Source organism: Streptomyces sp. NPDC059499, assembly GCF_042749285.1.
In the GTDB taxonomy this organism is placed as follows: Bacteria; Actinomycetota; Actinomycetes; order Streptomycetales; family Streptomycetaceae; genus Streptomyces.
The window spans coordinates 441,046-453,443 of record NZ_JBHYTT010000003.1 but is presented as its reverse complement, the minus strand read 5'-3'; the positions used below and the strand labels follow the sequence as shown (position 1 = coordinate 453,443).

Genomic DNA, 12,398 nt, shown 5'->3' with positions numbered 1-12,398 from the left:
AGCCGTCATGGCACCGCGAATCCTGCTCGCCCGACACGGCCAGACCCAGTGGTCCGTGCAGGGCAATCACACGGGCAGGACCGACATTCCCCTCCTCGACACGGGCCGCGAGGGCGCCAAGCTGCTCGGGGAACGCCTGCACCGGGAGCCCTGGGCCGGCCTGCCCGGCGTGGACGTGCGGACCAGCCCCCTCGTCAGGGCCGCCGAGACGTGCGCGATCGCGGGATTCGGGGACCGCGCCGAACCGTGGGACGCGCTGATGGAGTGGGACTACGGGGAGTACGAGGGCCTGACCCCGGCGCAGATCAAGGCGGACCGGCCGGACTGGCTCATCTGGCGGGACGGTGTCCCCGGGGGCGAGACCCTGTCGGGCCTGGCACGCCGCGCGGACGAGATCGTGGAGTGGGCGCGCTCGGCGGACCGTGACGTACTGGTCTTCGCCCACGGGCACATCCTGCGGGCGCTGGGAGCACGGTGGCTGGGCGAGGACGTCTCCTTCGCCGCGCACCTGCGACTGGAGCCGACCTCACTGTCTGTGCTGGGCTGGGCGTACGGAATGCCCGCCCTGGAACGCTGGAACGACACGGGCCACCTGGACCGCTGACCCGGAACGCCCCCTGTCCGTCCGACGGCGACCCACCCCAGCCCGTCCGGCGTTCGAGGACAGAACGTCCCCCGGCCACCGGGGGACCTCCTCACCCGGCCGAAGGCACCGGCTCCGGCCCCGACGGCAACTCCTCGTACCGCTCCAGGAACGCCACGACCTCCGCCCCGCCCCGCGGTCTCAGCACCCGTACCGCGCTCTCCAGCATCCCCCGGATCCGCGAGGACTGGACGCGGTCCAGCAGGTCCAGCACCTGGTGCCCCGCCGTCGCCGCCTGGTCGGCCGCGCCCGCCCGCGCCAGGTCACCGGTCAGCTGCGCCCGGTACAGGGCGAGATTCCGGGTGAAGTGCGGGTCCTGCAGCCGTGTCGCCGCCCGCGCGTGCCGCGCCGCCCTGGGCCAGTCGCCCAGCGCCGACCAGCACTGCGCCTCCAGCATCTCCAGCTCCGCCTCGCGGAAGAAGGTCATCCACTCGGGGTCCCCCGCGCACTCCCCCCGCTCGAATGCCGTGCGCGCCCGCCCGATCGCCCGCTCGCACCCCGTACGGTCCCCGAGCCACGCCCGCCCGCCCGCCTCCCGCAGGGCGAGCAGGGCCAGCAGCCGCGGTGAGCCGAGCGGGGCGGCCACCCGCTGCCCGGCCTCCGCGGCCCGGACCGCCTCCCGCGCCCGCCCCGTGTCCCGGGCCAGAAACGACGCGTTGCAGAACGCGTGCGCCTCCAGAGCCGCGTCCCCGGCCAGCCGCGCCGTCGCGAGCGCCTCCGCGTAGTGCGAGCGCGCGTCGTCGAAGCGGCCCGAGTCGTGCGCCAGCCAGCCCACCGAGATCGCCAGCTCACCGGCGCCCGAGTGCAGCCGGTCCGCGGTGGAGCGGCGGCTCGCGGTGCCGGCGTCCAGCAGCGCGTACGCGGCCCGCAGCGGCTGGGAAGCCCGCCGGTACAGCCCGTCCGCGCCGTGCCGGTCGTCCAGCAGCCGGATCTGCCGCACCGCCTTCTCGACGGCACTCACCTCCGCCTCGCCGACCCGGCGCTGTGCGGGCACAGCCGTGGGGCCCGCGGCGGCGGACGGGCCGCCCAGGCCCAGGGACGCGGCTGCCACCGTGGTGGTGCCGCTCGTCATGAACACGCGACGCAGCACGTCGCTCTCCTCGTCGATATCGCTGTGGAGCGCAGGGGACAGGGGCACAGCCGTGGTGGCCCCCGTACGTGCCCCCCGGCCGCGCACGCTCTCGCGGGCCGAGAAGCCCAGGTCCACCAGGCTCGCCCCCGGGAACATGTGCAGGAACACCCGTTCGTACGCGTAGTTGGGACAGCGGATCTCGCCGGACTCCACGCGCCCGATGTACCGGGCGTCGCACGCGACGTGTTCCCCGATCTCGCGTGCGGCCCTGCGGATCGCCGCCGCGAACTCCCCCGCGGACCGCGAACCGCGCAGCCGCCGGAAAGCAAGGTTGGGAACTGCCCGTGTCGACACCATGGCGGGGCCCTCTCTGGTGCAGCCGGGCGCCTGCTTCCGGTGTCCCGGCGGAGCAAGAACGTACCTGCTGTGACACGTCGCACACACAGCGTTTGCATATAAAGCAAGACATCTCGCCCGCGATCTGCCATGAACTGCCACCCTTTGCGGCGGCGTAGTGCCGTAGCCCTTGACGTCGTCGGTGCGTTGGTCCATGAGGAGGCGGAGCGTGGCTCTGCCTCGCGACGAGAGGAGGGGTTCCCATGCTGCACATCGGTCCGGAAACCGCGCCGTGCGACCTGGTGACCGTCCCGGCACGTCAGGGACTGGAGGCTGTGGACATCCTGCGCCGCGGCGCGGACCACGAGGCCGTCGGCCCGGTCCTGCACGACGGAGCCTGCCACACCCTCGGATTCCTGGTACCACCCGGTACCGCCGACGCCTGGGACGTACCCGGCAGTGCCTGTACGCGGACGGACGGCCGGGGACTGCGCGTCCCCGCCGAGCCGCCCGTGATCGGCGGCGGCTGGCTCCTGCCGCCCGCCGAGGACGCCCCGGTCACCGATCCGGCCGTGCTGAGGGCCGCTCTCGACCAGGCTGCCAGGCTCATCGAGGCGGCCGACAACTGCCGCTGAGGCCATAATGGCCAGGTGGGCGGATATCCCGCCGTCGCCGGCCGACCCAGGAGCCGGCCCGATCCGGTGAGCGAGGACGAGCGCGCGTGGCACGTCGAGGAGCGCCGGCCAAGGGTGCGAGCGCCCGTAAGCGGTCCGAGCGCGAACGCGGGCAGGAGCCCGTCGCCGCGACGGTGGACGGCGGTCTCGCCGAGCTCGTGCCCGACCGCGAACGCCCGCGCGCCTGGACCCTGCTGCTGGACGGTGCCCCGCAGTCCCATGTGGACCTGGACGACCCCTCGTACCTCTCGTTCGAGTACCAGCGCAGGCTCGGCCACGTCATCGACCTCTCGGCGCCCCCGAACCAGCCCCTCCAGGTCGTACACCTGGGCGGCGGCGCCTTCACGCTGGCCCGCTACATCGCGGCGACCCGCCCCCGCTCCACCCAGCAGATCGTCGAGATCGACGCGGCCCTCGTCCAACTCGTCCGCCGGGAGCTCCCGTTGGACCCGCAGGCCCGGATACGGGTGCGCTCCACGGATGCCCGCGCCGGACTGGCCAAGATCCAGGACGGCTGGGCCGACCTCGTCATCGCCGACGTCTTCAGTGGCGCCCGCACCCCCGCACACCTCACCTCCGCCGAATTCCTCGGTGAGGTACGCCGGGTACTGAAGCCCGGTGGGCGGTACGCCGCGAACCTCGCCGACGGTCCGCCCCTCGCCCACCTCCGCGGCCAGATCGCCACGGCGGCCTCCCTGTTCCCCGAACTGGCCCTGGCAGCCGATCCGACCGTCTGGCGGGGCCGCCGCTTCGGGAACGCGGTCCTGGTCGCCTCGGACCTGCCGATCGCCGTCGCCGAGCTGACCCGACGAGTCGCCGGCGACCCGCACCCCGGCCGGGTCGAACACGGCAGGGCACTCGCGGACTTCACGGGCGGCGCCGCCGTCGTCACCGACGAGGGCGCCAAGCCGTCCCCCGCCCCGCCGCCCGGCGCCTTCACGTAGGCCGGCTACTGGTCGACGACCTGCACCGTCGGCGGATGGCCGTTCCAGGTGCAGAAGACGGACACGGTCGCCCCGCCGCCGTCGCTGAAGTCCACCCGGATCCACTCCGCGTTCGTCCACACCTGCATCGACCAGCCCTGCTCCGGGGTCGCCGAGACCAGCTTCGCCGAAGCGCTCGCCAGCTCCAGGACCACCCGGCCGCCGCGCGTCGGATAGCTCTTCACGTCCCCCGACGACGCCGCCGCGGGCGCGGAGGTCTTCGGCGGGGCTGCCGGACTGCTCGACGGAGTACGGGAGGAGGGGCGCGGGGACCGCGGGGGTGTGGTCCGGGAGGCGCTCGCGCTCGGAGTGGGCGAGGGAAGGGCACGGTGGGTGGACGACGACACCGGTTTGTCCGCGGCCTGTTCGGTCCGTGCGCCGACAGAGATCGGCACGGCGCGCGGCGGGTCGTACGCCGTCCCCGACATCACCGTGTGCACACCCCACCACGACAGCGTGACCGCCGCCCCGGTGGACAGCGACCAGGCGATCGCGTGTACGAGTCCTCGTTGCATCGGGCACATCCTGCCCCACGCGCACCGGTGCTGTCCCGGAGAGGACCGGGTCCGTCCGCATGGGCTACGGTGCCGCCCATGCCTAGTGTGCTCGTGGTCGAGGACGACCAGTTCGTACGTTCCGCCCTCATCCGGCACCTGACCGAGGCCTCCCACACGGTACGGAGTGTCGGCACGGCGCTCGAAGCGCTGCGCGAAGTGGCGCACTTCCGGTTCGACGTGGTCATCCTCGATCTCGGGCTGCCCGACCTCGACGGCGCCGAGGCGCTGAAGATGCTGCGGTCCATCACCGACGTACCCGTGATCATCGCGACCGCGCGGGACGACGAGGCCGAGATAGTCAGGCTGCTCAACGACGGTGCGGACGACTACCTGACCAAACCGTTCTCGGTGGAGCACCTGTCGGCGCGCATGGCCGCGGTGCTGCGCCGCACCCGAGGCGCCGGCGACCGGACGCCGTCCCCGCGCGTCATCCAGGTCGGCGGGCTCTCCATCGACCCGCTGCGCCGCCAGGCGGAACTGGACGGCACGGCACTCGACCTGACCCGCCGCGAATTCGACCTGCTGGCCTTCCTCGCCGGGCGCCCCGGAGTGGTCGTCGCGCGCCGGGAACTGCTGGCCGAGGTCTGGCAGCAGTCCTACGGCGACGACCAGACCATCGACGTCCATCTCTCCTGGCTGCGCCGCAAACTGGGCGAGACAGCCGCACGGCCGCGCTATCTGCACACGCTGCGCGGCGTCGGCGTCAAACTCGAACCGCCCGCGGCGCCGCCGCAGGCCGTACCGGGACCACTCGCATGAGGTGGGCCCTGGTCAGGGTCTGCCTGGCCGTCACCGCCATGGTCGTGATCGCGTTCGCGGTGCCCCTCGGGCTCGTCATCAAGGAAATGGCCCGCGACCGCGCCTTCTCCGACGCCGAGCGCCAGGCCGCCACCATCGGCCCGACCCTCACCATCACCACCGACCGCGAGGAACTGACCCGCGCGGTCCTGTCCACCGAACCGGGCGGCCGGGGACGGCTCGCCGTCCACGTCCCCGCCGCCGACGAGCCGGACAGCCGGCGCCTGGAGATCGGCACCCGGCGCGCCACCCGCCACGACCTGGAGACCGTACGGACGTCGGGGCGCGCCTCCATCTCCGAGGTCCCGGGCGGTTCCGCGCTGCTCCAGCCCACCGCGCTGGGCTCGGGGGACATCGCCGTCGTCGAGGTGTTCGTACCCGAGGGCGAGGTCTCCAACGGCGTCGGCACGGCCTGGCTGATGCTGGCGGGCGTCGGCATCGCGCTGATCGTCGGCTCGGTGGCGGTCGCCGACCGGCTCGGGGTACGGATGGTGGAGCCCGCCCAGCGGCTCGCCGGCGCCGCCCAGAACCTGGGGGAGGGCAGGCTGGGCACCCGGGTCCCCGAGGAGGGCCCCACCGAACTGCGCTCCGCCGCCGTCGCGTTCAACTCCATGGCGGACCAGGTGGTCCAACTCCTCGCCAACGAACGCGAACTGGCCGCCGACCTCTCGCACCGGCTGCGCACCCCGCTGACCGTGCTCCGGCTCAACGCCGCGTCCCTGGGCGAGGGCCCTGCCGCCGAACAGACCCGGGCGGCGGTCGAGCAACTGGAGCGCGAGGTCGACACGATCATCCGTACCGCCCGGGAACAGCGCCCCCAGACCCAGGGCGTGCAGTCGGGTGCGGGCGCCGGCTGCGACGCCTCCGAGGTGATCCGCGAGCGCATGGGCTTCTGGTCGGCACTGGCCGAGGACGAGGGCCGTACGGTCCGCCTCGCGGGAGTGGACCGCACGGTACGGATTCCGGTCGCCAGGCCCGAACTGGCCGCCGCGGTCGACGCGTTGCTCGGCAATGTCTTCCGGCACACCCCGGAGGGCACCGCGTTCGCCGTCGACGTGCACCACAGCGGCGACGCCGTACTCGTCCTGGTCTCGGACGCCGGGCCCGGCATAGCCGACCCGAAGGCCGCCCTTGCCCGCGGAGCCACCGGACGCGGTGAGGAACCGGGCGCCGTGGGCTCGACCGGCCTCGGCCTGGACATCGTGCGCAGGGTCGCCGAGTCCACCGGCGGCGATCTGCGGATCGGGCGTTCGGTGCTCGGCGGTACGGAGGTGCGCATCTGGATAGGCCTCGACGGCGCCCCGTCCGAGCGCGGGCGCCGGGGGCACCGGGTGGGCAGGCGGTCCGGGAAGCGGATCGGGAAGCGGCAGCGACACGGAGTGACGGGGCGGAACGCAGAGCTCCCGTAGCCACCGGGGCGGAGCCGAACCTTTAACCAGCACCGATGCGCTCCTTAAGCCAACCCTAAGAACATCAACTCAGGTCCAGGAAGCGGCTTTTGCCCGGTTCGGGGCGGCTAGCGTGCAGACGCAAACACCACCCCCCGCAGGACAGAGGCAGGAACGCGATGGGCACCAGCACGCACCGCCGTACGACGAGCACCCGCACCAAGGCCGTCGGGGCCGTCGTCGCCGCCGCAGTCATCGGTGGCACGGTCTTCGCACTCACCGGCACGGCCCAGGCCGCGGCGGTCGGTGCCACCTACACCAGGACGAGCGGCTGGACCGGCGGGTACACCGGGCAGTACGTCGTCACGAACGACACCGACAAGGCCCAGGCGGGATGGACGCTCGAGTTCGACCTTCCCGCGGGTACGAAGATCGACTCCCTCTGGAACGGTGAGCACACCGTCAGCGGGAACCACGTCACGGTGAAGCCCGCGAGCTGGAACAAGGACCTCGCCCCCGGTGCGTCGGTGACGGTCGGCTTCGTCACCGCCTCGTCCGGCACGGCCGCCGATCCGGTCGACTGCCTCATCAACGAGGCCACGTGCTCCGTCGACACCGGCGCGACACCGCAGCCCAGCGGCCGCCCCACGGAGACCGCGAGCCCCGCACCGACGCCCACGGCCACCGCCACGCCCACCCCCACCGCCACGGCGTCGGCAACGGCCTCACCGACGCCCTCCGAGACGTCCGGCGGCGGTGACGGCGGCGGCACGGCCGCGGGTGCCGGATTCGCCCCGTACATCGACACCTCGCTCTACCCGTCGTACGACCTGCTGGACACCGTCGGGAAGACCGGGGTGAAGGAGTTCAACCTCGCCTTCATCACCTCCGGCGGCAGCTGCGCCCCGCTCTGGGGCGGCGTGACCGGCCTCGGCGACGACAAGGTGGCCGGCCAGATCGACGCGCTGCGGGCCAAGGGCGGCGACGTCCGGGTCTCCTTCGGCGGTGCGGCGGGCGCCGAACTGGCCCTGCACTGCTCCTCGGCCGGCGACCTCGCCGCCGCGTACGGCAAGGTCATCGACACGTACAAGCTCACCAAGGTCGACTTCGACATCGAGGGCGGTGCGCTGCCCGACACCGCGGCCAACTCCCGCCGTTCGCAGGCCATCGCCCAGCTCCAGAAGAAGCACCCCGGCCTGGACGTCTCGTACACCCTGCCGGTGATGCCCGAGGGTCTGACCCAGCCGGGTGTGGACCTGCTCGCCGACGCGAAGAAGAACGGCGTGCGGGTCGACGCGGTCAACATCATGGCGATGGACTACGGGCCCGCGTACAGCGGCGACATGGGCGACTACGCGACGCAGGCGGCCACCGCCACGCAGGCCCAGATCAAGGGTGTGCTCGGGCTGTCCGACGCGGCTGCCTGGGAGGCCGTCGCGGTCACCCCGATGATCGGCGTGAACGACGTCGTCACCGAGATCTTCAAGGTCGACGACGCCACGCAGCTGGTGAAGTTCGCCCAGGACAAGGGCATCGGCCGGCTCGCGATGTGGTCCGGCACCCGTGACAAGGAGTGCGCCGGCGGCACGAAGCCGACGGCGGACGCGTCCTGCAGTTCGATCCTCCAGGAGCCGCTGGCGTTCACGAAGGCCTTCGGCGCCTTCAAGTAGCCCTCCGCTCCCCGCAGACCGCCACCCCCCGCGCGCATCCCGGCCGGCCCCACACACCCCCCACACCCGGCCGGGGTGCGCCCCCCCATGTGGCCTGCGTGCCCCGGTACGTACGTGATCGCCGGACGGGCTCCTGCCCGTCCGGCGCTTGCATGCGCAACACCCGTCGAGCCCGGGACCGAGATCTGCCGGGCCACCGCGCTCCCACGGCCCAAGCGGAATCACCTGGCCAGTACACGGAGTTCGGGGAAAGAACGCGAAATCGGCCGCAAGCCCTCAGGACGCCCCCACCGCGCGCGATCCCGTTCATCTTCCGGCGGGCGTTCCCGGTCCGGCCGGTGGCGCGGGAGCCTTCAGGAGCGCCGTCCCGAAATCCGCCCCGTCCATGGCTCTTTCCGGCGGCAGAGAGCGATCCTCGGGAGCAATGCGCCGCTGACCTGCGGAAATTCGCGTACCGTCGCGCCGCGCATGCAGGACGCGCGGGTTAACGCAAGCCCTCTGCCGGACACGGTCGCGTGACTTGCAGGACACACTCGGGCAACGGAAGCGTCTTCAACTCTTGACACCCACCCCCTTGAGGCAGCAATCTTCCGGCATCAGCGCATGGGAGCGCTCCCATATCGAACGAGGTTTTCGCTCGTACGGGGACGGCACCGCCCATGTCATCCCCGTATCGATGGCAACCGCACCCACCGGTGCGATGCCGAGCAGATTGAACGCCAGTCCCACCCTGGAACAAGGAGTAGTGGAATGCGCATCACCCGCACTGTCGCAGGTCGAAGCCGCAGAACCCTCGTCATGGCCACCACGGGCCTCACGGCCACCGCCCTGCTGCTCACCGGCTGCGGCGATTCCGGCTCGGACTCGGACGGAGCCGACGCCAACGGGAAGATCACCCTGACCGTCGCCGACTTCGGCCAGTTCGGCTACAAGGAGGCGGGGCTCTTCGAGAAGTACCACGAGCTCAACCCGAACATCACGGTCAAGGAAAACGTCACGGCCGAGGAGAAGGTCTACTACCCCAAGTTCCTCCAGCAGCTCAACACGGGCAGCGGCCTCGCCGATGTGCAGGGCATCGAGGTCGGCCGCGTCAAGGAGCTCGTCGACACCAAGGCGGACGCGTTCGCCGACCTTTCCAAGGTGATCGACACCGACCAGTGGGTCACCTGGAAGGCGCTGCAGGCCAGCACCGACCAGGGCAAGGTCATAGGCGCGGGTACCGACATCGGCCCGATGTCGATCTGCTACCGCCGCGACCTGTTCGAGAAGGCCGGTCTGCCGGTCGAGCGCGCCGAGGTCGCCGCGAAGTACGCCGGCGGCTGGGAGGACTACCTCAAGCTCGGTGAGGAGTACAAGAAGAAGGCCCCCAAGGGCACCTTCTTCATGGACTCCGCCAGCGCCATGTACAACGGCGTCGTGAGCTCCTCCTCGGAGCAGTACTACGCCAAGGACGGCAAGGCGATCTACAAGGAGAGCGCCGGCGTCAAGAAGGGCTGGGACCTCGCGGCCGAGGCCGTCGACAAGGGACTGACCCAGGGCCTGGCCCAGTTCGGTGTCCCGTGGCAGACCGCCCTGCGCAAGGGCAGCATCGCCACGATGGCCTGCCCGGCATGGATGGCCGCGCAGATCTCCACGTACTCCGGTGACGCCTACAAGGGCAAGTGGGACATCGCCCGCACCCCGGGTGACACCGCGGCCAACTGGGGCGGCTCCTTCCTCTCCGTGCCCGCGAAGGGCAAGCACGTCAAGGAGGCCGGCGAGCTCGTCAAGTGGCTGACCGCCCCCGAGCAGCAGGCCGCCGTCTTCAAGGCAGTTGGTGTCTTCCCGTCGAACAAGGGCGCCCACCAGCTCCCCGACGTGAAGAACGCCAAGCTCGAGTACTTCAACAACGCCCCCATCGGTGAGCTCTACGCGGAGGAGTCGGAGATCATCCCGGCCGCCGTGCTCGGCCCGAAGGACGGCATCATCAAGGACACCATCTCCACCCAGATCAACAACATGGAGCAGCGGGGCACCAGCCCCGACAAGGCCTGGGACGCCGCCACCGAGGCGATCGACAAGGTGATCGGCTGACCCCCGCCGGTGCGGACCGCCGGGACGCCCACCGCGCGTCCCGGCCGGTCCGCACCGGTGCCGGTCGTACTGCCGGCACCGCGCACCGTTTCCGACACCCCCGCCGGACCTGACCAGAGGTCCGGCCTGCCCCTGCGGTGTCGGCACACCCCAGGGAAGGACTCCCACCTGTGGCAACCTCGACCCCCACCCGGGGCGCACACGGAACCCGGCCCAGCCGCCGCGCTCCGAAGCCCATGACCCCCCGCCGCCAGGCATGGCGCAGCCGGTTGTGGCGATTCGACGACAAGGCATCGCCTTACGCGTACATCGCGCCCTTCTTCCTCGTCTTCGGAGCCTTCGGGCTCTACCCGCTCCTGTACACCGGCTGGATCGCCCTGCACCGGGTGGAGATGACCGGTCTCGACCAGATGGAATGGGTCGGCTGGGACAACTTCAGCACCATCCTGCAGGAAGACGAGTTCTGGACCGCGGTCACCAACACCTTCGTCATCGGCGTCATCTCGACCGTCCCGCAGCTGATGATCGCGCTGGGCCTGGCCCACCTGCTGAACTACAAGCTGCGCGCCAGTACCTTCTGGCGCACCGTGATCCTCACCCCCTACGCCACCTCGGTGGCGTCCGCGGCCCTGGTCTTCGCCCTGGTGTTCCGGGCGGACGGGGGCCTGCTCAACTGGGTGCTCGGCTTCTTCGGTGTCGGCGAGACGAACTGGGTCAACGGTCACTGGACGTCCAACATCGCCATCGCGATCATCGTGATCTGGCGCTGGACGGGCTACAACACGCTGATCTACCTGGCCGCCATGCAGGCCATCCCGTCCGACCTGTACGAGGCGGCCTCGCTCGACGGAGCCTCGCGCTGGCAGCAGTTCCGCAACGTGACGATTCCCTCGCTGCGGCCGACGATCCTCTTCACGATCGTCATCTCGACCATCGGCTCGATGCAGCTGTTCGGTGAACCCCTGCTCCTCGAAGCCGGTCCCATCGGAGCGCAGGGCGGCACCGAGAACCAGTACGAGACGCTCAGCATCTACCTCTACAACTACGGCTGGAATCTCGGGCACCTCGGTCCGGCCGCCGCAGTCGCCTGGGCCATGCTCGTCCTGCTGCTGCTCATTGCCGCGATCAACTGGCTCGTCGGGCGCTTCATGCGCAAGACCGCGGCCTGACGGGGAGCGATATCCATGACCACCACCAGCACCGTCACCGCCCCGGACCGCCGCGTCGTCAGGTCCTCGCCCCGCAGCGAGCCCTCGCGCCATCGCCGCTTCAAGCCCGGCGCCGGCCGTCAGCACCACGCCGGGCCCTTCGCCTACTTCGCCCTGGCCGTCGTCGGCCTCGGCTCGCTCTTCCCGCTGTACTGGACGCTCGTCGCCGCGTCCCGCACGCAGGAGGAGGTGCTGGCCACCACCCCGCCGCTCATCCCCGGCGGGAACCTGTTCAGCAACCTCGAGGCGGCCTGGGAGCAGGCCAGCCTCGGCAAGGCGATCCTGAACACGTTCCTGGTGTCCAGCAGCATCACCCTCGCGACGCTGTTCTTCTGCACCCTGGCCGGCTACGCCTTCGCCAAGATGCGCTTCAAGGGCCGCGGCGCGCTGATGACGACTGTCATCGCCACGCTGACGATCCCCCCGCAGCTCAGTGTCGTGCCCCTGTTCATGATGATGGCCGACATCGGCTGGGGCGGTCAGCTGGAGTCGGTGATCTTCCCGACCCTGGTGAGCGCGTTCGGCGTGTTCTTCATGCGGCAGTACCTGATCGAGGCACTGCCGTACGAGCTCATCGAAGCGGGCAGGGTGGACGGGGCCAACAACCTCCGCATCGTGTGGAGCATCGTGCTCCCGGTCGCCCGACCGGCCATGATGGTTCTCGGCATGCTCACCTTCGTCCAGGCCTGGAACGACTTCTTCTGGCCCTACCTGGCACTGAACGCGGAGAACCCCACGCTCCAGGTCGCACTCGGTCAGCTGAGCGCGTCCTACGTCCCCGACCAGAGCGTCGTCATGGCGGGTGCGCTGATCAGCACCCTGCCTCTGCTCGTCGTCTTCGTGATCTTCGGCAAGCAGATCGTCGGGGGAATCATGTCCGGCGCCGTCAAGGGCTGACTTCCCGGCCCTGCCCGCTCCACCCCCGGTCGTCCCGTACGGCCTGTACCTGACCACAGGCCGTACGGGCCCTCGGCCCCCTCATCCCTGTCCCTGTTC

Annotated in this window: 11 protein-coding genes; 9 read left to right on the top strand and 2 right to left on the bottom strand. The window is 71.1% G+C overall.

What is annotated here, in order from left to right:
- Nucleotides 1–7: 7 nt before the first annotated feature.
- Nucleotides 8–604, top strand: a complete 597-nt coding sequence (locus ACFW9O_RS10735; RefSeq protein WP_351177545.1) for a histidine phosphatase family protein — start codon at nucleotides 8–10, stop codon at nucleotides 602–604.
- Between the two features lie 91 nt (nucleotides 605–695).
- Here the strand turns inward: ACFW9O_RS10735 and ACFW9O_RS10730 are convergent, their stop codons facing one another.
- Nucleotides 696–2,072 (bottom strand): tetratricopeptide repeat protein, encoded by a 1,377-nt coding sequence (locus ACFW9O_RS10730; RefSeq protein ID WP_384607380.1) that lies wholly within the window; start codon nucleotides 2,070–2,072, stop codon nucleotides 696–698.
- 242 nt (nucleotides 2,073–2,314) lie between these two features.
- Here ACFW9O_RS10730 and ACFW9O_RS10725 point away from each other — a divergent pair, with 242 nt between their 5' ends.
- Together ACFW9O_RS10725 and ACFW9O_RS10720 are read left to right on the top strand one after the other, a co-directional pair.
- The gene (locus ACFW9O_RS10725; RefSeq protein WP_329210795.1) at nucleotides 2,315–2,686 is read left to right on the top strand and encodes a hypothetical protein; all 372 of its coding nucleotides are present in this window, start codon (nucleotides 2,315–2,317) and stop codon (nucleotides 2,684–2,686) included.
- Between the two features lie 86 nt (nucleotides 2,687–2,772).
- Entirely contained in the window at nucleotides 2,773–3,669 is an 897-nt protein-coding gene (locus ACFW9O_RS10720; protein WP_351177536.1) for a fused MFS/spermidine synthase, read from the top strand.
- 5 nt (nucleotides 3,670–3,674) lie between these two features.
- Here the strand turns inward: ACFW9O_RS10720 and ACFW9O_RS10715 are convergent, their stop codons facing one another.
- Nucleotides 3,675–4,223: a hypothetical protein gene (locus ACFW9O_RS10715; protein ID WP_384607377.1), complete on the bottom strand. Its 549-nt coding sequence runs from the start codon at nucleotides 4,221–4,223 to the stop codon at nucleotides 3,675–3,677.
- A 78-nt stretch (nucleotides 4,224–4,301) separates the two neighbouring features.
- On the opposite strand from ACFW9O_RS10715, the gene ACFW9O_RS10710 reads away from it, so the two are divergent.
- The 6 genes from ACFW9O_RS10710 to ACFW9O_RS10685 all read left to right on the top strand — a co-directional run bounded on the left by ACFW9O_RS10710 (nucleotide 4,302) and on the right by ACFW9O_RS10685 (nucleotide 12,299).
- Nucleotides 4,302–5,024 (top strand): response regulator transcription factor, encoded by a 723-nt coding sequence (locus ACFW9O_RS10710; protein ID WP_384607375.1) that lies wholly within the window; start codon nucleotides 4,302–4,304, stop codon nucleotides 5,022–5,024.
- Entirely contained in the window at nucleotides 5,021–6,472 is a 1,452-nt protein-coding gene (locus ACFW9O_RS10705) for a HAMP domain-containing sensor histidine kinase (protein ID WP_351177527.1), read from the top strand. Before ACFW9O_RS10710 ends, ACFW9O_RS10705 begins: the two co-directional genes overlap by 4 nt.
- A gap of 158 nt (nucleotides 6,473–6,630) precedes the next feature.
- Entirely contained in the window at nucleotides 6,631–8,121 is a 1,491-nt protein-coding gene (locus ACFW9O_RS10700) for a cellulose binding domain-containing protein (RefSeq protein WP_384607370.1), read from the top strand.
- 750 nt (nucleotides 8,122–8,871) lie between these two features.
- Entirely contained in the window at nucleotides 8,872–10,194 is a 1,323-nt protein-coding gene (locus ACFW9O_RS10695) for an extracellular solute-binding protein (RefSeq protein WP_351182449.1), read from the top strand.
- A 170-nt stretch (nucleotides 10,195–10,364) separates the two neighbouring features.
- Entirely contained in the window at nucleotides 10,365–11,363 is a 999-nt protein-coding gene (locus ACFW9O_RS10690; protein WP_384607367.1) for a carbohydrate ABC transporter permease, read from the top strand.
- Nucleotides 11,364–11,378: 15 nt separating this feature from the next.
- Nucleotides 11,379–12,299: a carbohydrate ABC transporter permease gene (locus tag ACFW9O_RS10685; RefSeq protein ID WP_384607364.1), complete on the top strand. Its 921-nt coding sequence runs from the start codon at nucleotides 11,379–11,381 to the stop codon at nucleotides 12,297–12,299.
- Nucleotides 12,300–12,398: the final 99 nt, after the last annotated feature.